Source organism: Saccharicrinis sp. GN24d3 (genome assembly GCF_052400645.1).
Classification (GTDB): Bacteria; Bacteroidota; Bacteroidia; order Bacteroidales; family Marinilabiliaceae; genus Saccharicrinis.
Genome location: NZ_JBQTGI010000003.1, coordinates 17,681 through 41,235, shown reverse-complemented (window position 1 = coordinate 41,235; position 23,555 = coordinate 17,681). Strand labels below are relative to the sequence as shown.

Genomic DNA, 23,555 nt, shown 5'->3' with positions numbered 1-23,555 from the left:
ATTATTCACCATTCAAAATTCGTAGTTTATGGTTGTATTTCTACACCTTACAATCCTTCATATTCACGCTTAAATATTCTTGAATTATATTTCTCCGGATTGGAAATTTCTTTTTTTAAGAACTTTAGCCATATAAATCATGTAGCCAACACGTAATTTATTTATACATTTGATTGATTTCTTTATTGATTTTTAAACCATAATTACGAACTCATGCAATTGAAGAATTTGATCTACACTGTTTTAATTTTCCTCAGCCAAGTTATTTCTGCTCAAAACCATTGGGAAAATCCAGAATTTTTTAAGCAAAACCGCGAAGAGGCCAGAGCTACCTTTTACACTTTTGAATCGTTGGATAAAGCGTTGCAAAACGATATCAATCAAGCCGATTATATTAAATGTTTGAATGGCAAATGGAAATTCAACTATGTTGGAAAAGCTTCCGAACGCCCGCTCGATTTTTATAAATCATCTTATGATGTGAACGAGTGGGACGAAATTCCTGTACCCGGCAACTGGGAGATGTATGGATATGGATTCAAAAATTACAAAAACTCCAAATACCCTTTTAAAAAGAACCCTCCATATATTGACGATAATTACAGCCCTGTTGGTTCCTATGTCACTTTTTTCGATATGCCGGAAAATTGGCAAAACAGGGAAATATACATTCAGCTAGGTGCTGTGAAATCCGGGTTCGACATTTGGATAAATAACCATAAAGTAGGTTACAGTCAGGATTCTAAGTTGCCTTCCGAATTTAATATCACCCCATACCTGCAACCTGGTAAGAATAAGTTATCGGTACAAGTATTCCAATTTACCGATGCCAGTTATCTGGAGGACCAGGACTTTTGGCGATTATCAGGAATTCAACGCGATGTATTTCTGTTTGCTCGCCACAAAGTGCATATCCGTGACTTTTTTGCCAAATCGTTGTTGGACGAAACCTATACCGAAGGTGATTTTAGCCTGAAAACGGAATTAGTAAATCATTCTAAAAAGAAATCGACAATAGAACTAAGCTATCAACTAATGGATTCCGAAGGGAACACCCAACTATCGGGCATTTCCAAAACAATATTATCACCTAAGAAGAGTGAATGGCTTCAGTTTAAGGGACACATTCCGAATGTTAAAAAGTGGTCTGCGGAAAATCCTCAACTGTACACCTTACTTCTTACCTTAAAAGATAAAAAAGGAACAGTAACGGAAGCTACTTCCGTGAAACTTGGTTTCAGAACTTCCGAAGTAAAAAACGGACAGTTATTGATTAACGGCCTACCGGTGTTGTTGAAAGGAGTGAACCGACACGAACACGATGCCTATCACGGCCATGTTGTTAACCGGGAAACCATGATAAAGGATATCGAAACCATGAAACGTTTCAATATTAATGCCGTCAGAACCTGTCATTACCCGAACGACCCGGAATGGTACAAGCTTTGCGATCAATACGGCATTTATGTCTATGATGAAGCCAATATAGAATCGCATGGGATGGGGTATGAACCGAAAAATACCCTGGCCGAAAAACCGGAGTACAAACAAGCCCATATCGAACGGGTAATGAACATGATTAAGCGCGACAAAAATCACCCTTCCATTATTGTGTGGAGCATGGGTAACGAAGCCGGAACCGGCCAAAACTTTTTAGAGGCCTACAAAGCTGCCCATGCTTATGACGGCAGCAGACCTGTTCATTACGAAAGAGCCGAGCGAATGACTGACATTACCGAACGACATACCGACATTAAGGGAGATATGTACCGGAGAATCGAAAGCATTGAGAACAATTGGGTCGGCACCGACAAAACACGTCCTTTTATCTGGTGTGAATATTCTCATGCCATGGGCAACAGTAACGGCAACTTTAAAGAATACTGGGATCTGGTTCATAAATATCCTCAGGTACAAGGTGGTTTTATTTGGGATTGGATGGACCAGGGCCTGGTTAAGACACATGAAAACGGCAAACAGTTTTGGGCTTATGGCGGCCATTTCGAACCTGAAGGAATGGATCATGACAACAACTTTTGCATGAACGGGATTATTAACCCGGATTGGACACCCCACCCAGGTATTTTTGAAGTTAAAAAGGTTTATCAAAATATAAACTTCAAAGACTTTAATCTGGATAACGGAGAAATAACTGTTCAGAATGACTTCTTCTTCAAAAATTTAGATGCGTATTCCATTCATTGGGAATTAATTGAAGATGGCAACCCTGTTTTATCCGGTCACATAAGAGCCAATGATATAGCGCCACAATCAAAAAAGGTTTTTAAGCTTCCTTTGGGGCACTCAGACCTGACTATCGGCAAAGAATATTTTATCAACTTTTATGCTACCCAAGCTAATTATCATCCATTACTACCCATTGGTCATCAGATAGCTTCTGAACAAATAGCCATATCAGGTTTTAAGTCACCTGACCTGAAAACCGGTTCAAGTGCAAGTTTAAAAACAAAGGATACGGAAAATCAGCTTATTGTGATGGGAGATCACTTTAACCTGACTTTTGCTAAATCCTCTGGAGCAATTATTTCTTACCAAATTAATGGACAAGAAATAATGAACTCCGCTTTAAAACCCTCTTTCTGGAGAGCACCGACGGACAACGATTTTGGGAACAAACTTCAGAAAAGAGCTAAAGTATGGAAAAGAGCGATGTACAATGCGTCTCTAAAAACATTTACATCTGAGATGAAAGACAAGAATTCCTTTCTTATAAAAACAACTCACCATTTACCCGATGTTGAAGGAATAGTAAAAATGGAATATCAGGTTTATGCTTCTGGTCAGGTGGATGTTTCCTATGCTTTTAAAGCGGAAAAAGATAAGCTTCCTGAAATACCACGAATTGGCATGAAAATGCAATTTAAAAAGGAGTTTGAAAATCTGCAGTATTACGGAAAAGGTCCATGGGAAAATTATTGCGACCGAAACACAGCCAGTTTTGTTGGCCTGTATCAATCAAAAGTAGCTGACCAATACTATGCCTATAATCGGCCGCAAGAGAATGGTCACAAAACAGCAACCCGTTGGTTACAATTAATCAATCATACCGGACTAGGTTTAAAAGTTATTGCCCAGGAACAACCTATCGAGTTTAATGCTTTACATTACAGCACCGAAGAACTGGATCCGGGTGAGGATAAACAACTTCGAACACCAGCGGACTTAAAAGAAGGTGATTTTGTAGAGTTACATATCGACCATAAAATGATGGGTGTTGGCGGGGATACCAGTTGGGGTGCCAAACCGCATAAACCTTATATCTATTTTACGGACAAGGCGTATAATTATAGCTTCAGTTTGATGCCAGTAATTCAGTAATAATTTTAAGGCCGTTTCATTTAAACGGCCTTATTTTTTATTCCTAAAAGTTTCCCTTGTAAAATGTTGGGGTAAAATTATCCGAGAGCTGTCATTCGGAATTTGAATAGTTCTTTATTGTCAGCAGGCATCAGCCGTCCGGATTGCTATCGGAATAGAAAATCTAACATTGCCATGTTTAAGTAATCATTCAGATTTTGTTGATCGAATTGGTATTTCGGTGAAGTCGAATGACAATTTTGGGATTATTCATGAGCGGCTAACAGCATTACCTCTATAGTTTCAATCTATTTTATTATTGTCCATTTTACCTCTTATTCCATTTCTCAGGTATCTAATTTGGGTTTTCGGATGGTAATTGTGCTTCTACTTCCTGCCTCCAGTGTTCTAATAACAAGATCAGCCCCTTTGCTTTTTGAGGTTTTATCCCGGATTATGCATTAGAACTTCGTCATGAACATTGAAAGTGCAATCTTACTAGGTTTTCATCGTTATGGTGAGTTGAAGTGAGGCAGCGGAGTGTCTTGTTTTGAAACAATTTCAATGTGTAATAGATTTTCTAATGCATATTGCGGGTTTATAGGCAATAGATTATTGCTTTCTCCGATATTGTCTTTTACACGATAAAGCACACAGGAATCATCTTTATACTTTTGAATCAACTTAAAATCTCCTTTTCGCACAGCACTATTTGGCGTAGATCCTTGAATATAGCAATGGGGATAATGCCAAAACATGGCTTCTCTTTATAACTCCATTCCCCTCTTTTAACCAGGCAACCAAACTCGTCCATGTTAGGTTTTACTTCCCGAGGGATGCACAGCCCTGCGAGTTCGGCCAGCGCGGGGTAAAAATAGGGAGCAATGACAGGCTGGTCACAACGCTCCCTTTCGTTTCGCTTGGAGGTAAGAAAATGATAGGAAGAACCCTCACTCCTCCTTCGTATATATTTCCTTTACCTGCGCATAATGGGTGGTAATTGGTTTTGTGGTTATTCCTCACCAATTCGCCATTATCATTTAACTTTTAGGTTTTTATGCGGCGGCAAACTAAAAATCGATTTCCCATTGGTATTTACAAACCCTTTAACGGCATAGGTCCTGCCTTTTTTAAATTTGTTTTTAGGAATACCAATAGTAAACGCTCCATCTTCCACCGCTGTTGTTTCATACAAATCTTCCTCAACATTCAGATAGGAGATATCGCTTACTGAAATTCCAAACCTGACATCACCGTCCAATTTAATATTGGTGAAGCTTACCGTTACCAGGTAAACCTGTTCTTCTTCTTTAATATCTTTTACCTCAATTACTATTTGGTTGTCGCGTTTTATAATAGTGGCCGTATTCGGGTAGAAATCACATTCACCATCCGTATTATATGATTTGACGGTATAGTAGTAATTATCTCCATGTTCAACAGATTCATCCAGGTAAGAATTTCCTATGATATCTTCCGCTAAGACTTCCAACTCATGCAATTTTTCACCCCTGTAAAGCCTGTATTTTACGTCAGGATTGACAGTGTCCTGGGCTACCCATTCTAAAAATATGTTACCTTCCTTTGTTTCTTTTGCTGAAATATTTCTTGGAGGGAACGGCAGATTCTTTTTACAGATTACCATTTGCACATCAGACTTATCGCCAACACCCAATCCATTATAAGCAAAAACACTAATTTGATACGGAACGTCATACTTTAATCCTTCAATACGGTAACCGAAAACATTTTTAGCGTCATACTCGGTGATATTCTTCCCATCGTCCACAAGTACCCTGTATCCGCTTGCATTTTTAACACTCTCCCACATAACGGTTATGGTTGTATCTCGCCGGGCCGTTTTAAAAATGGCAGGTTGTCCGGGCATTGCGTATTTCAAATGAACCAAAGGCGACAAAGAACTTTCTCCTTCATTGTTATACGCCTTAACCGCAAAGTAATAATCCTTCCCAACCGTAACGTTTGATATGGTTGTACTGGTGTTATTCGATCCGGACAGCTCCAGTTCGTTTTCAAGCCTATTCTCATCTGTTCCGTATACCACCTTATATCCGTTGGCAATATCCCGCTTCCACCAGGTTAGCGCAATGCCTTTCTCTACCACCTTTGATTTATAAATCCGCGGTGCGGCAGGTGCATATTTATCCTCCGATTCCCACATGATTAGGGTTACTGAATAAGGTCGGATTTGAATATCCTTGCTTTTCATCTCCTCTTCATGAACAGGAATATTTTTGTTTTCTGCCACTTTGGAATACATATACCTGCACAATACTTTTTCTTGAAGTCGACTGTTGTCGCGATATATTTCCAAAGGGAGATTTTGGGGTGAACGATTGGTGACAATTAAGTAATCATGACCATTGATCCCTTTAAATGCCCTGGCATATAAACCATCTACCTGTTCGTTTTTTAAACCGTTTACTTTTACATTATTTTCAATAATGGTATTCCAGGTATACACACTATTGTTGGTCGCCTCATGAATCAATTCTATCGCCTTGCCTTCGTCATCTTTTCGGATGCCCGTCCTCAATTCGTCGGTATTTATCTTCTCACCTTTCTTATAGGCTTCCCGAATAACATTGTTTAAGTTTTTTCCCGGCCAGTACTTGTTACTTATTTCGTGACTGCCGATATAAAAAGCGTTGGGGTGTTGCAATTGACGTAAAGTATATTCCGCATTATAGATAGCGGAAACAATCCCATTCAAAGGTTTGTTCCAAACACCAAACTCCGTAATCATCAGCGGAACTCCATCCCAGGTATAATCCTCGATTTCCTGCATGGCTGCCGGAGAGGTTGCTTCGATAACTTTGGTATTTACCCTTTTGAACCCTTTTTCAAAGGGCTCATTGCCTCCCACATGCGGTGCATAAGAGTGCTTGGAGAAAACATTCCAATAAGCCCCGTGTTCTTCCTGGTATTGATGAATTTCCTTCATAAATCCCCAAATTCCGTCCCAGGTGCAATTTAACGCCAGCTTAGCATCCGGGAATACTCCTTTAATAGCATCAGCATAGGGTCTCATCTTAACCGCATAATCGTAGCCGTCATTCCACCAATAGCGATCCCTATGCGGGACATAAAAATATGGTTCGTTACAAAACTGCCATGCTTCAACTTGTATATTGTTGTTTTTACAAAATCGCGCTAATTCTTTGGCCACTTGCGGGGTTTCCGTAAAACCATTGATTGTTACGATCAGCTTGCCTCCTACTTCCCCCAGTAACTCATATAAATCGATCAATCGATGTGGCCCTTTGACCTGGGTAAATTCGTAACCTGTAAAATATGCCTTTTGATGATCAAACATCATGGCATAATCCTTATCGTACAATCCTGTAGCACTGTTAAAAGCATCTCCCATCGTTCCGGAAAAATACCTTAACCAGCCCGGTTTTAAACCATGAACGGCTTTTCTAAAATCGGGATGCGAATAACTCCATACTTTGTCTGCTATTCGCACATTAAAACCACTACAACCTTCTTCTAATTCATGACCTTTTGAAGTGTTAATTATAATTTTTGTTTGGGCAGATAATTTCCTGCAAAGCAAACATGATTGAATAGTATTAAACCCGATAATAAATGCTAATACTAACGTAAAAAATTTCACTTTTTTCATAATTGATTTTAAATATTATCCTTAAATTCAAAAGTATACTATTCAATACCATTATGTTATAAACATACCTACATTATATAGGATTTAAAATCAATTATTATTACTTTAAATGCATTTGATATGAATTATTATTCACTCTTATCTTTCAAAGACTTTTGTTTGTTGCGGAGGTCTAAATTCAGCAACAACATACACAAGAAGTAATATTGTTGATGAATGAAAACAAAAAACTTTTTAACTACCATAAAATTCTTGGATCAAGTTCTGAAATTTAATTTTGCTCTCACTTCTTTAGTTTATTGCGCTTGTAAGTTTTGGAAATATTAAGCAGAATTACCCATCAATAGAAATCGTAGTCATTTGTACACTCCATGGAGAAATTCATGTTAAAACTCTTTTTAACCCGCAATATGCATTAGAAATTCTATTACCCATTGAAATTACTTTAAAACAAGGCACTTCGTTACATCACTTCAACTCACCAGAACGATGCTCCCGAAAGTAATCGTGACAAGTGATGCCTCGTTTCAGTAATGCCTTGTTTTATTGTACTTGCAATGCTCATGACGAACCTCCAATACATACTCCGGGTTTAAACTTTTACAACAGATCTTTCTTCATTCTTTCATTCCGTACAAACCACAGCCCTATTTATATCCTGGCTATATTTTCACATGCAACATTGTTGTATTGAAAACAATTTGGCACAATCAGTTGAAACACTCTTTTTACATTGACACCCGGAAATCTATACACTAACTTGGATTCATTATTCCAATTAAAAAATTAGGAGGAGAAACAATGGCTTTAAGAAGAATTTTTCCAATGAGTAACAACTACTTCCAGGGCGCAGAACAGGGAATATGTACGGTGGCTTCCTTGCAGTGGGCAAAAAAGTGTCTGAAATTAGGTAGAGGCTTAGGCAGCTTTAACGAACTGCAATTAAGTGGACACCAAATGAACGCGCTAATGGCCGTATGGCGAAGGTATGATAACTCCCCTGCTGCCCAAACCTTAGGCATGGGACTTAGAATAGTGGGCAACGACCGTGCTGTTAACCAGTTTATTGATGTGCAACGTTTTGTAAACCTAAGCGCGTCCAAGACTTGCATTTTTTGGACCCACAACCATACTATGGGTTACCGTGTATCCACCCGACACGGCAGGGAATGCGAATTCTTTGATATTGAAGACGGACTGTGGGTGGCGGATAACGATACCGAAATAAGACAGGTCGTAATCCAGAATTATGGAGCAGCAATAACCGGTATGCGGATCGTTAGTTTGTAACCTTTGACCTTAAAGGAAACCTGTACCATGTTGGTGATATGGTTCCCAATGGCAAGCTTGATATGCCTCGTAAAGGAAGTGGTAGTAGAGGTCAGATATTACGAAAAGTATGGATATATAAAGGTTACCACTCGGTGACATTGCCTAAATGGATAAAATAATATCAATGACAGACTTGGGCTGGATTTAATATCCTTTTTCCCAATATCCTGCCAAAAAATGGAAGTAATTGGAGGATTTCTCAACCAGAGAATAAATCTATACCACCAGCGAAGATATTCATGCCGCCAGAGAGGAATGATCACCCGCCCGATAAAGGTTTTTACCCGCCAGTTGGAACTTTTTTGTCGCCAGAGAAAAGGTGTCGGATGCCAGAGAGAACTTTTGTGCCACCCGTGAAGCGTTTTAGACGGTCCGAGAGAAAATTTGTACGACTTGAGAAGAAATATTGCTGTTAATATGTAATACCGATTGGTTAATGAACTGAGCGTTAAATTTGCTTCGCATTTAACGCTGTCATTAATCCATCGGCATAAAACCCAGTGCTAACTTCATAGTTAAAATGGTATAACTTTTACATCTAAAGCAGAAACATTGTCACCATTGTATTTGCCTTAATTTCAAGCTACATCACAACCCTTTAACAAAAATCCCGCTGTCGTGCAATTGTATCGTGTGACTCAAATAGAGTTAAATACAAAAACATTTACATTATTACGCATTAAATTTCCAAGCTCAACTCTTCATTATGTATTTTGCCAAGTATGATTAATTATCAAACAAAAGCTACATCATTTATAATAACAGCTTCTGTTTTAAGTGTCTAAATCACACGATGCAATCGTGCGATAGCGAGGGCTCAAAGATAAATTGTTATTATAGAAAAAGCTCGGATTACAAATCCGAGCGAGCTGGGCGAGTAGAGAAAGATTAAGATTGCTCTATTATTATTTTATCCTTTGTTCCTGTACTTAATACATTTGTATTATTTTGATAAATATAATACAGGAGATCATCAAATTTTTTACCTTCGGGAGGTATACATGACGACAAATCACAATCAAAAAATGTAACAAAATCCCCAAAGGTCGCTTCTTTAAAATCGACATCTACTAATGTTTTATATGTACTTTTATTTGTATCATAAATACCATTAAAGCTAACATTTTCTATCTTACCAACGAATTTACATTTCTCAAAACTACTGGCATTAAAATTAATATTTGCTATTGTACATTTATTAAATATACAATCTGAGAATCTGGTAAAATTAAATTCTTTACCCTTGAAATTACACTTTTCAAAAACGCAATTCTTATAAATGCCGTCATTACTTCCTAATGTAGACTTTGATAAATCCAATTTTAAAAACTTACAATTATTGAATAAACTTTCAAAAACTTTAGTCCCTTTAAAATTTGATTTACTGAATATGCAATCATTAAATTTAACTTTCTGAAATACAGCACTGTTAAAATTTATTTGTGAGAAATTTAAGTCATTAAACTCTTCTTCAACAATTCTTGTTTTCAATTCCCACTTTTTTTCCATATACAAATTATACTTTGTTAAATTTTATATAAACTTACCAAAAAACTCCTGTACCTTCACCAAATTGTTTATCATATTTTTTTTGATGCGTACCTCTTTCCCAATCTTTTTCAGTTGTTAAATCCCAATATTCTTCAGTTTTAGGATCATAAACATCTGGTCCGAATTCTCCACGGGATGTTGTACTTAAATGACTAAGTTCTGGATCAGCATCTACTTTCTGCTTAAATTTGGTATCAACTTGAGTTCCCATATATAACCGTTCCTTTTTTTTAGCCATCATTTCATGATGTGCCTTGACCTCAGCTTTCTTAGCTTTTTTAGCCATATCCTTTGATCTTTGAATTGAAGCTTGTTGCTTAGGAGTGAGTCTTGCATCCCGTTTGGCGGCTTTAGCGTGTTTACGTAATATTTTAGTTGTTTCACAGCTTAGACCGGAGGGATCTATAATTTGATTAACATCATTTACATAAGCATAAATATTCGGATTATTACCTGCCAACCCTATCGGATCCTGACTCACATACCCGCCACTCTGCGGATCATAATACCTAAACCGATTATAATACAGTCCGGTTTCAATATCTTCATATTGTCCGGGGTAGCGGAACGGACAGGCATCCCTGCGCCCTTTCAAATTTAATAAATCTCCGTATATAGAGGTGTCCGCAGTCCAAATTTGTTTTCCGTCGGCATCAAACATTTGGGTGGGGGTACCTAAATAGTTGGAGATAATGCTAAAACGTTCCTCTCCCACTAGCTTGGCCACAGTTGCAAAACTTTCAGGTTCAAAAACCCAGGTTGTTACAGCTGATGGTGGCCCATTGGCAGGTGCGTTTGAAATTAGTTCTTTAGCTTTATTTATGCTTTCCGGACCTTTTGTTGAATAATCTTGTTTTGTTTCCTGTTGTATTGCTGTTTCAACCCATTCATGTAACGGCACGTTACCGTCCCAAACCCAACGGGTGGTTTTGTTATGGAATGTTTTGGAGAGTCTTCGTCCCAGGGCATCGTAGGTAAAGCTTACCTCATAACCATCGGGTCGTATTACTTTGGCCAGCATACCGGAGGCATTCCACTGGTATAACCAGACTTTACCACTGGCTTCCGTTTTTTTAATGAGGTTGCCTTCGGCATCGTAATCGTAGGTGGTACCCATGGCTTCCAGCAACTGTCCGGCCGGACCGTACTTCCTGTCTTTTTGATCCTTTGCTTTAAACAAGTTGCCCACGGCATCGGGCATGCGGAACTCAAATGAGCCATCGCCATATTGTGCCCCGGCCAGGTTACCCAATGCATCATGATCAAAGGAGGTGGTTCCATGGTGGGCATCGAGAATTTTACGCAAACGGTCGTTTACGTCCCACTGGTAACGTTTGTCCATAAAATTACCACCTGAACCACGTATAATATGATGGATAGGTCGCCCCAGTTTGTCACGCTTGGTGATACTGCGTATTCCCCCCGGCAAACTACGTTCAATTTCCAAGCCCATCTTGTCGCGGTTAAAAACGGCATTCCATGTTATCCCATCACCTTGTTGGGCACCCAAATGTTCCACATCGCCCATGGCATTGCGGGTAATATCGATATTGGCACCTAAAGAAGAAGTTAATTTGGTTCTTCGTCCAAGTATATCATAAAAAGATGCTACCTCAAATTCACCCTGTACTTCTCTGCTTACCTGTCCGAACAGATCCCTTTCAAATTGTACTTTCTGATGTTGGTTTTCAGCTCCAAGTAATTCCCCATCACCCCGGTATTCATATTTTTCATTGGTTTCATCATGGTAGTTAACCCGGGTCACACGTCCTGCCGGATCGTACTCATATTTAGTCCACTTTTCCTCTGGCCGTTCAACTTTAATGACTTGTCCTGCCGTATCGCGATAATAGGTTCGGGTCAGTTGATCAAAACCGATTTCCTTAAATACATTTCCCAATGGATCTAACTCGAAGCGATATACCGAACCTTGCTCGTTGGTGATTCCCGTTAACTGATCTTCGGTATCGTAATGAAATTTAACTGTTGTACCTGCCTCGCTTCTCGAAGCCAGTCGGTTCATCCCTTTGTAAGTAAATGCCACATCATGTTGCTTGTCTTTGGCTTGCAGCACATTGCTTTCTCCATCGTATTTGAGTTCGCGGGTATTACCGTCCGGCTCTTCTACTTTTATCACCCTTCCCAGTTCATCAAAGTAACGTCGCTGAATGTTACCGTTGGGATCGGTAACGGTTATACATCTCCCAAGAAAATCGTAATCCCATTGACTTTCACCTCCATCCGGCGTTACCAGCTTCGAAAGGTTGAGCCACTTGTCGTAATCCAGCCTGGTATTGTTTCCTGCCGCATCGGTGACCATATTTAAAAGTCCTTGCCAATAGTTATATTGCGTGAAACGGTTTAGACAGTCTTTCCGCTGAACAAGGTTACCGTATTTATCATATTTCCATTGCCATTTACCACCAACCGCATCAATTGCTTCAACCAGTTGATCCTCCTCATCAAACTCCATGGAAATACCAGCTCCATCCGGAAGTACAATAGAAATTTGGTTACCCCTTTCATCGTAAGCGTACCCGGTCGTCCTGCCTAATTCATCCAATTCCTCGGCTACCTCGTTAAACTCGTTGTATTTAGTGTATGAACTGTTACCTAAAGCATCTATTACCTCAATCACAACCCCTTCGGAATTGTAATAGTGATGGGTTTTGTGGCCGAGGGAGTTTTCAACAATGGTCATGCCGTCCCCGGGAAAATAAGTCAGTTGATGATCATATATCCCATCATCCCCCCAGGTATGAATGCAATGGGCATTTTCATCATTGCCTTCATATTCGAAATAAAAATTCAAACCATTACGGTTGGTTTCTTTTATTAAAAGATGGTTTTTATAATCATAACAGAACGATTGCTTCAACGCATCATCCGCTTTGATTAAATCGCCATATTTATTGTAGTTGTACGAAACCAGTAATATTGTTTCATCTTTTTCATTGGGATGTGGCCCATATATTTCCCGAATGCGATTTTCTTCATCGCTTATTATCTGCAATTCTCTTCCCGCACTATCCATAACCTGTTCCAGGTTCCCCTTATAATCATACGTAAAGCTAATTTTGTGTTTATTGCGGTTTCCGACGGAAACCAAACGATAAATATCGGGCGAAGAATTCAGTTTTTTAAAGATTAACCATAAACCGGACTGATCCTTTAAAATATATCTTTTCCCATCATTAATCAGTGTCAGTTTTTCTTTTCTGTTAAAATGCCGATCGCCTTTTTTTAGGATTGGAAATTCGGCCATTCTGCCATCGGCCAACCGCACAACTGTTATTTCTTCTTCCCGGTCGCAATATAGCGCCAAGTCGTAGCTATGATGCCAACCATGACCCATAGGGCCTTCATACATCGATGTAGTAAAATAAACTCTTTCCCAGGAGAATGGTATTGGTCCGGGCAGTTGAATATCGGTATGTTCCGTAAATACTTTCCCTGTCGCAATGTCTACCGGGTGACCGGTAACCGAACAGATACCCCGATGAACTTTATTGCGAACACTGGGAGGAACGCCCAGCTTGTCCATTATCTTATCAGCAGCTTTATGAAGCTTGTCCGAAATTTTCTTCATCCGCTTGCTGCTTTTCTGCATTTTACGGAGTTTCCCGGCCAGCTTACCCAAACCCGCCATTCCCAGTTTCATCCCCACCGCCATTAAAGAGATTGTAGGTGCTCCACCCACAAGAACAGGTGCACCGGCCGGGATGGGCGTCACTATTGAAGTTGGCAGCATCAGTCCTCCTCCCCCGCCTTTTTTGCGCGGTGGAGGTGGCATGCCAATACAACTACAGCTTAAAACGGGTAACGACAAATAAGAAAAGGGTTCATCTTCGGCCAACACAGAGGAACTACCCATATATGCTTCACCTTCATTCCCTATGGGTTTAATGAAGGTGCCACCCATGGGGATGTGAAAAACAATGGAAGGAACACTACTCCCGGAACCTGCTTGTACCCTTGGCACTCCGTTTACATAGACCGTAGAACCAATCACCGGAGCATAATCTGCCGGGTCCATAAAAAAACCAACAAAAGGATGGGGGATCGGAACAGGAGGAACGGGTCCCGGAGGCTGGATCATATGGACATCCACTCCCATAACAGGGTCGAAATGTTTGGCTGCAGGCATCATACCACTTCGAGTTTTTCGGTCCAGTTTTCACCCACCAGGTGTATCATCCTTTCCTCTATTCTATCCACCTGATCGGCATGATCGGTTCTGTTTGCCAATAACTTTAATTCGTATCCTACAAAAGGGAGCGTGCTACTTTTGCGGAGCTGTTCATCCAACTTCTCCCCTGAATCCAGGGCCTTTGCGTAAGCCTCCCAAGCCGCATCATATTTCTTTAACCGGGACTGGCAATATCCGGCCATACGCCAGGCTTCCATCTGATTATAAAAGTCTTCTGTTTTAATGGCAAAAGGAATGGCCCGCTCATATGATTCAAGTGCAATATCAAATTTCTTCGCACCAATCATTGCCGAGGCTTGCGAAAAGAGTGTAGTTACGGCCAATTTACCACTAGCTATATCACCTTCCTTAAAAGCGTCTTCAGAATAGGTAAACGCTTCACCGTACAAATCATACGCTTTGTCGTAATCGCTTTTCCCTAAGAATGCTCCGGCTGTAGCCATTTTTACGGCCACCTTCATATGAGGCCATTTGTTTTTATCGGCAATTTTAAAAGCCTTTTCAGATGTCTTTTTCACCAGCGACATATCCTGTTTAGCAATAGCCTGTGTCAATAAAACATATGCTTTACGGAACTTAACGCCGGGATCGGAAGCATCCCCTGCCGAAGCTAGTTTTTTGACTGCCGCACTCATATTTAAATTGGGTTCAATCGTATGTGCTAATTGAGGATAGTTTTCGCACAACTCGTCAAGTAGTGGATCTTCCAAAGCATCCATCATCATAAACCTGACTCTTTCTGAAATCCCGATTTCGAGGGCAATCTGTAACCATTCAATCAGATCTGCTTGTTTTTTTAATGATGCAGGGGTAAGGTAAATTACCAAAAAACCCTCCGGAAGTTTCAGACACTCGGCAAAACGCTCAAATATCTTTAATGCGGATTCTAAAGTAGAATCTTCCATGAACTTTTTACTGACACCCCAGCTTTTTATATCTTCCTCATCCGATTCTTCCTGAATGGATTTTATAATATCCAGGAACTCATTTTTAACACCGGAGGAGTAATCAACAACAGAGTTTAACGGTGCGGAAAGTTGAATGAAGAAATCGGCTGTGTCATTTCCTTCCGAAGTTTGAAGCTGGTAAAATGTTTTTATCATACTTACCTCATCAGCTTTAACCAACCAACGACATATCCGTGCTTCTTTCTCATCGGTGAATTCCAACCATAAGAAGGTGAGTTTTTTTAACCGTTGTACGATAGGATTGTCCATAATTAAAGTCCCTCATTTGTGCAAATTGGTCCGATGAATGAATTGAACACGAGATCAACAATTAGTCCTTTTAAAAAAAAGTGCGAGAAATCATTGTTGGATCAATTAAGCTTTACCGTTGTTCCTTTCACAGCAGTTATACCTGTAGATGAAATTTCGGCACTTGCTTTCCCGTCAACTTTAACAGCTGCATTTGCGATTAGGTCAGCATTTGATTTTGCTTCGATCTTGACATTCATCCCTGATTGCTCCAGATCTTGCGTCGCATTAAACTTGATTCCATTATCCGCATTCAGCTCAATATCTTTGGCCTGAATACTAAGCTTATTTGAAGCTTTCAAACTGATCTCACCGTTAGCGCTGTCCAGTGTAATTTCATTTTTCCCGCCGGTATCATAGATCCTAATTTTTTCGCTACCTCCTTCATCATGCAACTCAATGGTTTGCCCGCTTTGGGTGCGGATAGCGTGTACCTTGGCATTGGCATCATCGTGGTTACCTGTCCAGGCGGAATCGGGTGTTTTGTCTTTATCGAACAAGGCACCAATACAATATGGTTTTTCCACATCTCCATCTTCGAACCCCACCAATACACGGGATCCGATGGCCGGCACGAAATAAAAACCTGAATCCTTTCCGCCGTATGGTGTCACTACTTTTATCCATGGTGTATCCTGTCGGTCTTCCATCCAATTAAAGCTTACTTTAACCCGCCCCAATTTTTCAGGATCCACATTGTCCGTTACTTTTGCAAATTGTTGGTAACTATTTCTCACAAAGTAAGGATCGGCATTTTCGGGAATGGCTGTTTCCGCCTGTATTGCAGTAAACTGGTTTTGATATTTTAGCGTACTCTCAAAATAATGCTGTACCGTGGTGATCCAATGCGTACCGAAATCCACCTTGTTTTTCCCTTCGGCATCGGGGCAGGCAATTTTCACTTTAGAACCTGCGGATAAAAAACCTGCAGTTGAAGAACCGGAGATATCACTAAGATTCACCGCATCAACAGCTTCTTCCGTTTCGCCAGCGTTATTCAAGGCCTTTTCTACTTTGGTTTCTTCTGCGTTGAGATGCTCAAAAAAGTCTCTTCCTTCTTCGGCATACAGTTCTTTGGATTTTTTTAGGGCATGTTTTCCGTACAAATTCAGGTTGGATTCTACTTTTGCGGATCCAGACTGGAAATTGTAAACATCAGACTTAAGCGGATCATTGGCGAACAGACTGAAATTTACCGGTTTCACCCTCAACTGATATTGCAAGTCATCTAGGTTAATACCCATTATAAGTTCCTCCTCGTTAGAGGAAAGCTCTCCAAACACCACTTCCTGTCCATTAAAGAAAAACCATTCTCCATATCGGATGGCAAGGCGCTTTAAAAATTCCAGGTCGCTTTCTTCATACTGAACGGTATAAGGAAACATGTCGCTGTTACGCGGGGATACTTTTGACCTTAGGCCATAAGGTTTTAGAACTTCATTTACAATATCGCCGAGGTTTTTTTCGATAAATGCCCGGTTGGTAGGCTTACGGTTCAGGATGATCTCGGCACTGCCTCCTGAAATTACAATCAGGTTATTGTTGTCCATATAACTGCGGTTACCCTGCACCTCGGTGACATAACCTTTAAAGAAAAATCCGTCTTCTTCCTTTTCGTTTCTTTCGATGGTTGTTTGAATAACGATAGGAGTGCCCAAAAAGTCTTTTGTATTTTCAAGCACAAAACCATCCAGTTTCTCAAGGTCGTCATAACGACAAACAATCTCAAAGTTATCTATCCCATATAAGTTTTGGTTGACCGTGATATGCAGAAAACTCTTCAATTCGTTATCATTTATCCGGACATCTATTTTCGACAACAACGACATAATATAGCAGATTATAACAATGGGATTAATCTTGTGATAAGAATATTATCAACACATTAGCTAACTCTTGATAGGTGCGTAATTTACATCTTGCAGCGTAATTTCACCGGCAGCTATGGTCAAGTCAACAACAATATCAGTCATATCAGCAAAGGATTCACTATACCCTACCAACCTGGCATCCTTGAACTGAATGCTTCTGTGCGGGCCTGTAGCTATCACGCCGGAGAGCGATATTTCCCCCTCTTTAATACCGTTCATAACCATCCATTGCACAAAAGCCGGATCGTTAGGATTCTGAACGGAAACATGGATCATACCTATTTGAACCCTTCCACTTACCCTATTTGCCTCATCAACTTCTTGAGTAAGGCTTAAGTTATATGAAAGTATTTTAAGACCATTTTTTTCGGAACTAACTCCTTTCACATGTAATCGAGCGGCACACGACATAACTTTTTTTTTACAAAAAAATAAAACCGAAACTGTCTCCAACAGAAGCTTGACCTAATACACCTCCATTATTGACAGTTACAGTCTGCAGGATTGCATTCACACCCGTTATACAGGCCATTCATTTTCATGCTGGCCATTTCCCATGGCAATGCTTTTGGCTGACATTGAGACAGATTCTACCATTGCGCCGGATCCTGTGTTGTCAAAAGATTCTTCGTAACTTACCATATAAGCCTCCTTGATCTCCAATTCCTTCATCTTGGAATCTTCGTCTCGCTTGTTAAAGGTAATTTTGGCATCCTTGCGCATGTAACTGTCGCACATCCATTCAAAAAGGCTGGTATTATCCGTGGATTCCACTACAACGTTAACAACACCGCCTCGCGCCGTTGAGGATGGCCGGCCTGTATCATCAATTTCCTGATGCATGCTGTAACTACAATTCAATACTCGGTACTGCGTACCGTCGATATCCATAATCGCTTTAAATGACATGATGTAATTTTTTAATAACTTAATATCAATCATTAGGGAAATCTGGCATTCATATCATTAATGATGCCGTTCGTAAGAGCAGCGTTAGCCCCAATTATTCGCCAGAATAATTGCTGTCTCCGACAGCGATTAAGTTCAGCTAAATTTTGGGATACCCAAAATCAAGCGTCTCTATACCGGGATTAACCCACACACCCATTCATATTCATAACAAGATATGAATTATGCGGGTTAGCTTTGTTCGTATTCTGTATCCCAATCGTTACCATCATCACCTTTCTGCCCATCCATCTTTATCATAAAGCTTTTGGCCGGAAAATAAGGAGTCATATGTATATCCAGGTAAATACGGTCTTTTTGAACTTTGTCCTGTTCGAATCGTTTGATGGAAAACTTCTCTATCAGTCTTCCGGGACCTGTAATACCATCCAGGAATCGGATAACCTGACCCATTATTTCCTTTCGTGTTTTCATGTTAAAATTCTCAAACGCCCTTCGGTTCAAAAAATCCATTAACACTTTGGTGACATAGTCAAACACACGCACCACCGAATAAGTCTGAAGTCCGAGGTTATCTCCATTGAACAGTGTTTTGGCCGAAAATGCCATCACCTTTCCATACTCGTTTACCATTGGAATTAACCCAAGTTTTTCCAGATTGGCTATCTCGCTCTTTTTCAGGTCGAATTTAACACCATCCACCTCGCTCAAACTACCGTGTTTTTTACCGGCAGCCACCTGCGACATCAATGTTTTGTAGATGGTACCGGCCAAAGCTCCGGAAGGAGTCACATATAGTTCCTCTTCTTCACCTATTTCCTTGTGCCTGTCGCGTCCCACCAAATAATTACAGGTCATTATGGTATTGGATTTATACATGTCGCCAGCAGTAAGGTTGGCCATTTCGAACATCTCCATGGTATCGTCAGGGGTATCCAGGTGCTCAAAATCGGTAACCATCATCACCTTATTCTCATGGGCAATCTTGGCCCATTTTTCCACTACCTTGTTCGATCCCAAATAACCGGGAACCACCAAAATACTGTAGTTACCCCTCAGATCCAGGCGATCGAAATTTTGTACCAGCTCATCCCGAACAGCATCAATAAAACGGGTATCGTCCAAATCCTTCAATTGCTCTTTGGAAGCATTCAAAAAGGTGATGTTCTTGATCTTATCACTTTCGGTATTTTTAAAGAACAAGGCCACCGAACGGTACGATTGTTCCAGTTCGCGACAGGAGTCGATAGCTTTGGACAGATTCTTTTTCAATGTTTCCTCGGCTACCTTACTTCCACTTTCGCAACTCTCCACCAATTCTGATATATCATCGGACGAGGAAAGCACGGCTGCCCAAAGTTCCAGTGTTTTTTTCAACTCGTCTCTTTCATCTGCCTTGGCCGATTCGGTCAAAAATATTCTCTTTCTGGCTTTTCTTTCCGGATTCAGGTTTTGAACACCATCGATGGCCATTTCCAACATATCAAATTCGCCCACCTTAGCCAATTGATCCAAACTCTGTTTTAGAAGATCAGGTGCATTACTTACTTCTTTCGTTTTTTCAATTACCTGTTCTTTATATTGTTCTATATTTAACTCCTTGTCCATGCTTTTCAATTTTTAATTCATTAGGCCTCTTCAATTTCTTTGATCATTGCGTAAATCGCATTCAAGACCGCCTGTTTGGTTTCTGGATTCTCAAGTGCCTTCCGCAGCATTTTATTACTCTTGAGTTGCTTGATAATCTTAAAGAACTGTTCCTTTTGATTGGTCAGATCTTTTAAAAATTCGCTTTGTGCAGTGATTCCTTTAATATCGAAATCGGCCAAACTTTTGAAGCTTAATGATTCTTCCTTGGTGGCTCCTTCCGCATCTTCAAACTCCAACTCCACTGTGGGGGAGAAATGATTGAAGACATCGGAAATCGAAGTCAGTCCTCTTGTCATTTCCGGCTTCATCGGTTCTTCATCCGTGAGTTTTTCAATCATTAAAGTCCTATTCTGAGGGATTTCACCAATAGCTTCACTGGCATCTCCCTTAACCTCCGTACCTCCAATTCCGTATTCTTGCATAGTATATGTATTTATGATTTAGTCAACTACAAGTTAACTAATTTTTATATCAATTGCATCTTTTTCATCCAAAGCGACTAAAACTTTGGAGCCAGGTTTTATTTTTTCCGTGATAATCAACCTCGAAAGTGGCCTTCGTAACTGATTTCGGATAACACTAACAATAGGTCGTGCTCCGTATTTAGGAGTATATCCGGCCAGTGCCAATTTTTCTTTTGCCCGGGTTTCTATTTCGAATTCAATACCCTTATCTTTTAATAACCTTAACAAATATTTAAGATGGATGTCGAATATCTTCACCACATTTTGCTTGCTTATCGGTGCAAAAGGTACAATCTCAGTCAACCTTCCCAGAAACTCAGGCCGGAAATAACTGGTCATAATTTCCATCAGTTGATCGGATGATGGTATTTCGCCTCTGCCAAAAGAGTCAACGATAAAGTCGCTGCCAATGTTGGAAGTGAAAAGGATGACGGCGTTTGAAAAGTCGCCTTCCTTCCCCAATCTATCATGTAGTTTTCCTTCATCCAAAATCTGCAGAAAAATATCAAAAACCGAGGGATGAGCCTTTTCAATTTCGTCGAAGAGTACCACGGAATAAGGTTTCTGCCGGATTTTATTAACCAGCAACCCACCCTCTTCGTAGCCTACGTATCCCGGAGGTGCTCCATAAAGCAAGGCAGCAGAGTGCTCCTCCTTGAATTCTGACATATCGAACCGGATCAGATATTTCTCGTCCTGAAAAAGAAACTCCGAAAGTGTTTTGGCCAGCTCTGTTTTCCCGGTACCTGTGGGGCCCAAAAAGAAGAACGAGCCAATAGGTTGACCTGCTTTTTTCAGTCCGGAACGAGACTCCAATATGGCCTCTGCAATGCTTTTTAAGGCATGATCCTGACCGATCACCCGCTTTTTAAAATGATCTTCCATATTCACCAGGCGGTCCTTTTCCTTGGCCTGAATTTTCCCCATGGGGATTCCGGTTCGTCGGGCAACCATGGCGCCTATATCCGAGGTCTTTAGGGCTTCCGGTTTCTCTGTGGCAGCATCTTCCAACTTTTTGATTAAATCACTACACTTGTCGAACAAGGCTGACCCATCACTGTCTTGCTCTTCCCCTTCGTTCAGTTTGGCATAGAGAACAGGCGACAGTCTATTTTTAATATTTGCGTAGAATATGGCCAAGTTATTTGAAGTATCTTCTTCCTGGCCTTTCAACTGCTCCAACTCATTTTTCAGGTCTTCGATGGTCTTTTCCGAAGTATCTGCCATGAGCTTAACTCCTGACATGGTATGATCAATCAGGTCAATGGCCGAATCCGGTAAACACCTATCTTTCAGGAATCGTTTGGCTAAGCGCACAGCCTCCGAAATGACCTCTTCACTAACCTTAAGCCCATGATGTTGTTCATAGAATGGAATGACCTCGGCCAACATTCTAATTGAAGTTTGTTCATCAGGCTCTTCCATCTTAATGATTTCAAATTGTCGCTGAAAGGCGACATCTGTCTCGATATGCCTGGTATAATTCTCGATACTGGTGGTTCCTATTATCGTTATGTTACCCCTGGAAAGTTCCGGTTTTAAGAGGTTAACAGCCCCTGAAGCACCGCCTTGCCTGTCGAGTAACACATGAAGTTCATCAATAAACAGTATTACGCTTTGAAATTGCTGTATCTCGGCAATGATATTTTTTAGCCGATCTTCTATTTCACCTTTGTAAGAAGCTCCGGCGATCAACGCACCATAATCCAACTCAAACACTCTCGTTTCGTTTAAACCGGTTGGGACTTTTTCTTCGATGATATGCTGAATGAATCCATGTACCAGAGAAGTCTTTCCGACACCTCCGTCGCCAATGATTAAAACATTAGATTTATACCTTCGCCCAAGTATCTCGGAAATCTCTCGTATCTCTTTATCTCTTCCCACTACCGGATCAAGCTTTCCCTGAATGGCCTGCTCATTTTTGTCGATACAAAACTTCATCAGAGCGTTTTGACCTGTTTTTTGCCCTACCTTGTCAGCCTGTTCCGCCTTTCCACCTATGGCACTTTGTATGTCCTTATTTTCCATCAAGAAATCCAGAATCTGATTGGAGGACAAGGGTAAAGTTTTGAGCTGTTCGTAATTAAAGCCAACACCAGGAATACACAAAGCTACCAATGCACAAACCGCATCAACTTCATCGTTGGAAAGTTTAATACTGATTGTTTCGGCCTCCCTGAATACCGCTTTTACCATTTCATCACCCGGAGGGTTCTCCGGGATTTTTGATGCCTTGGGAGCGGACTCGATTCGCACCTCAGCCCATTCTTCCAGGTAATAGATATCCTGATCCAAAGCCGTCAGCAGGTCTGTTAATTCAATATCTTTATGCAACAGTGCTTTTAACAAATGGGCAGGCGAAAACACTGCATTGGAAAATTCCTTTGCCAACGATTGCGAAATTCCAATAGCTCTTTTAAGATCATCAGCATATATCATGATGAGGCCGGTTTTTAAATAAGCTTACAATAAGCTCAATAAACCCGCAAGTATGTATTAAAAAATCTAATACATATTGAAATTGCCTCAAAACAAGACACTTCGTTACTTCACTTCATCTCACCGGAGCGGTGCTCCCGAAAGTAATCGGGACAAGTTATGCCTCGTTTCAGTAAAGCTTTGTTTTATTGCGCTTTCAATGTACATGACGAAGTTCTAATACCTAATCCGGGTTAAAGTTAATTATTGGACTAAATTAAATATAATCATTTTGTAACTGTATGTCAAATTATTAGATGAAGACTTAGTGTACCTATGGGGATTACGGTAATATAATTAGGAATCTCTATTTTATTTAGTTGATTTACCCAGACTTAATACTTGATCACCTTAAATACACCTACTTTTTGTTGAACTCCAGAATTATTCACACATACGACTTGAAGCAGGTAACTTCCGGATTGAAATTTTGCCATATCAATGATGGTTTGTGTTGCCACCAGTCTTTTATTTAGCAGCAACAGACCTTTCATATCGTATAAATGACAATACCAAGCATTTGCTTCGTCCAACAATTGAGCATCCACTTTTAAGGTTAAATAATCGGTAGTAGGATTGGGGAAAGCGGAGAGCTTAAGGTCCATACCGGGTATATTTTCAATACCTGTTGGCACAGATATCTCGAATGGCTGCTGCACTCCTTCTACCACGGAACCCGTGGTTGCTTCATAGGTTGCATAAAATATCTGACCAACAGTATAACTTGCGGAACCAGCTGTGCCAGACGCTTCACCACCGGAAGCAGCTACTACTTCTTGCGCCAGCGTTGAAACAGAAAATAAAGCAAAAACGAAGAAAAGCATTAATGAGTTTTTTAGCTCTGTCATGACTTTACGAGTTTAT

Annotated in this window: 14 protein-coding genes; 2 read left to right on the top strand and 12 right to left on the bottom strand. The window is 40.4% G+C overall.

What is annotated here, in order from left to right; all coding sequences use genetic code 11:
• The first annotated feature begins 213 nt into the window (after positions 1 to 213).
• Positions 214 to 3,339: a glycoside hydrolase family 2 TIM barrel-domain containing protein gene (locus tag ACT29I_RS04915; protein WP_444792807.1), complete on the top strand. Its 3,126-nt coding sequence runs from the start codon at positions 214 to 216 to the stop codon at positions 3,337 to 3,339.
• A gap of 491 nt (positions 3,340 to 3,830) precedes the next feature.
• On the opposite strand, the gene ACT29I_RS04910 is transcribed toward ACT29I_RS04915, so the two are convergent.
• Together ACT29I_RS04910 and ACT29I_RS04905 are read right to left on the bottom strand one after the other, a co-directional pair.
• On the bottom strand, positions 3,831 to 4,076 hold the full coding sequence (locus tag ACT29I_RS04910; protein WP_444792806.1) for a hypothetical protein: 246 nt from the start codon (positions 4,074 to 4,076) through the stop codon (positions 3,831 to 3,833).
• A gap of 278 nt (positions 4,077 to 4,354) precedes the next feature.
• A complete protein-coding gene (locus ACT29I_RS04905) occupies positions 4,355 to 6,967 on the bottom strand; it encodes a fibronectin type III domain-containing protein (RefSeq protein WP_444792805.1) in 2,613 nt (870 codons plus the stop codon).
• 825 nt (positions 6,968 to 7,792) lie between these two features.
• Between ACT29I_RS04905 and ACT29I_RS04900 the strand changes: the two genes are divergently transcribed.
• A complete protein-coding gene (locus tag ACT29I_RS04900; protein WP_444792804.1) occupies positions 7,793 to 8,257 on the top strand; it encodes a hypothetical protein in 465 nt (154 codons plus the stop codon).
• Positions 8,258 to 9,187: 930 nt separating this feature from the next.
• On the opposite strand, the gene ACT29I_RS04895 is transcribed toward ACT29I_RS04900, so the two are convergent.
• The 10 genes from ACT29I_RS04895 to ACT29I_RS04850 all read right to left on the bottom strand — a co-directional run bounded on the left by ACT29I_RS04895 (position 9,188) and on the right by ACT29I_RS04850 (position 23,539).
• Positions 9,188 to 9,808 (bottom strand): pentapeptide repeat-containing protein, encoded by a 621-nt coding sequence (locus ACT29I_RS04895; protein ID WP_444792803.1) that lies wholly within the window; start codon positions 9,806 to 9,808, stop codon positions 9,188 to 9,190.
• Between the two features lie 34 nt (positions 9,809 to 9,842).
• Complete coding sequence (locus ACT29I_RS04890) at positions 9,843 to 14,000, bottom strand: DUF6531 domain-containing protein (protein WP_444792802.1); 4,158 nt, start codon at positions 13,998 to 14,000, stop codon at positions 9,843 to 9,845.
• On the bottom strand, positions 13,997 to 15,277 hold the full coding sequence (locus ACT29I_RS04885; protein WP_444792801.1) for a hypothetical protein: 1,281 nt from the start codon (positions 15,275 to 15,277) through the stop codon (positions 13,997 to 13,999). Before ACT29I_RS04885 ends, ACT29I_RS04890 begins: the two co-directional genes overlap by 4 nt.
• A 101-nt stretch (positions 15,278 to 15,378) precedes the next feature.
• Complete coding sequence (locus ACT29I_RS04880; protein ID WP_444792800.1) at positions 15,379 to 17,145, bottom strand: type VI secretion system Vgr family protein; 1,767 nt, start codon at positions 17,143 to 17,145, stop codon at positions 15,379 to 15,381.
• Between the two features lie 60 nt (positions 17,146 to 17,205).
• The gene (gene tssD, locus ACT29I_RS04875) at positions 17,206 to 17,598 is read right to left on the bottom strand and encodes a type VI secretion system tube protein TssD (protein WP_444792799.1); all 393 of its coding nucleotides are present in this window, start codon (positions 17,596 to 17,598) and stop codon (positions 17,206 to 17,208) included.
• Positions 17,599 to 17,706: 108 nt separating this feature from the next.
• Positions 17,707 to 18,096, bottom strand: a complete 390-nt coding sequence (gene tssD, locus ACT29I_RS04870) for a type VI secretion system tube protein TssD (protein WP_430931181.1) — start codon at positions 18,094 to 18,096, stop codon at positions 17,707 to 17,709.
• Between the two features lie 231 nt (positions 18,097 to 18,327).
• Positions 18,328 to 19,704: a DUF5458 family protein gene (locus tag ACT29I_RS04865; protein ID WP_430931182.1), complete on the bottom strand. Its 1,377-nt coding sequence runs from the start codon at positions 19,702 to 19,704 to the stop codon at positions 18,328 to 18,330.
• A gap of 20 nt (positions 19,705 to 19,724) precedes the next feature.
• Positions 19,725 to 20,168, bottom strand: coding sequence for a type VI secretion system contractile sheath small subunit (locus tag ACT29I_RS04860; RefSeq protein ID WP_430931183.1), 444 nt, complete (start codon positions 20,166 to 20,168; stop codon positions 19,725 to 19,727).
• A 33-nt stretch (positions 20,169 to 20,201) separates the two neighbouring features.
• A complete protein-coding gene (locus ACT29I_RS04855; RefSeq protein WP_444792798.1) occupies positions 20,202 to 22,652 on the bottom strand; it encodes an ATP-dependent Clp protease ATP-binding subunit in 2,451 nt (816 codons plus the stop codon).
• A gap of 374 nt (positions 22,653 to 23,026) precedes the next feature.
• The gene (locus tag ACT29I_RS04850; RefSeq protein WP_444792797.1) at positions 23,027 to 23,539 is read right to left on the bottom strand and encodes a T9SS type A sorting domain-containing protein; all 513 of its coding nucleotides are present in this window, start codon (positions 23,537 to 23,539) and stop codon (positions 23,027 to 23,029) included.
• Positions 23,540 to 23,555 lie beyond the last annotated feature (16 nt).

Bases quoted from the DNA above. Each gene is read 5' to 3' on its own strand.
- tssD (WP_430931181.1), bottom strand. From the start codon at position 18,096: ATGTCATTTAAAGCGATTATGGATATCGACGGTACGCAGTACCGAGTA.
- ACT29I_RS04850 (WP_444792797.1), bottom strand. From the start codon at position 23,539: ATGACAGAGCTAAAAAACTCATTAATGCTTTTCTTCGTTTTTGCTTTA.
- ACT29I_RS04915 (WP_444792807.1), top strand. From the start codon at position 214: ATGCAATTGAAGAATTTGATCTACACTGTTTTAATTTTCCTCAGCCAA.
- ACT29I_RS04865 (WP_430931182.1), bottom strand. From the start codon at position 19,704: ATGGACAAGGAGTTAAATATAGAACAATATAAAGAACAGGTAATTGAA.
- ACT29I_RS04895 (WP_444792803.1), bottom strand. From the start codon at position 9,808: ATGGAAAAAAAGTGGGAATTGAAAACAAGAATTGTTGAAGAAGAGTTT.
- ACT29I_RS04885 (WP_444792801.1), bottom strand. From the start codon at position 15,277: ATGGACAATCCTATCGTACAACGGTTAAAAAAACTCACCTTCTTATGG.
- ACT29I_RS04855 (WP_444792798.1), bottom strand. From the start codon at position 22,652: ATGATATATGCTGATGATCTTAAAAGAGCTATTGGAATTTCGCAATCG.
- ACT29I_RS04880 (WP_444792800.1), bottom strand. From the start codon at position 17,145: ATGTCGTTGTTGTCGAAAATAGATGTCCGGATAAATGATAACGAATTG.
- tssD (WP_444792799.1), bottom strand. From the start codon at position 17,598: ATGTCGTGTGCCGCTCGATTACATGTGAAAGGAGTTAGTTCCGAAAAA.
- ACT29I_RS04905 (WP_444792805.1), bottom strand. From the start codon at position 6,967: ATGAAAAAAGTGAAATTTTTTACGTTAGTATTAGCATTTATTATCGGG.
- ACT29I_RS04910 (WP_444792806.1), bottom strand. From the start codon at position 4,076: ATGTTTTGGCATTATCCCCATTGCTATATTCAAGGATCTACGCCAAAT.
- ACT29I_RS04860 (WP_430931183.1), bottom strand. From the start codon at position 20,168: ATGCAAGAATACGGAATTGGAGGTACGGAGGTTAAGGGAGATGCCAGT.
- ACT29I_RS04890 (WP_444792802.1), bottom strand. From the start codon at position 14,000: ATGATGCCTGCAGCCAAACATTTCGACCCTGTTATGGGAGTGGATGTC.
- ACT29I_RS04900 (WP_444792804.1), top strand. From the start codon at position 7,793: ATGAGTAACAACTACTTCCAGGGCGCAGAACAGGGAATATGTACGGTG.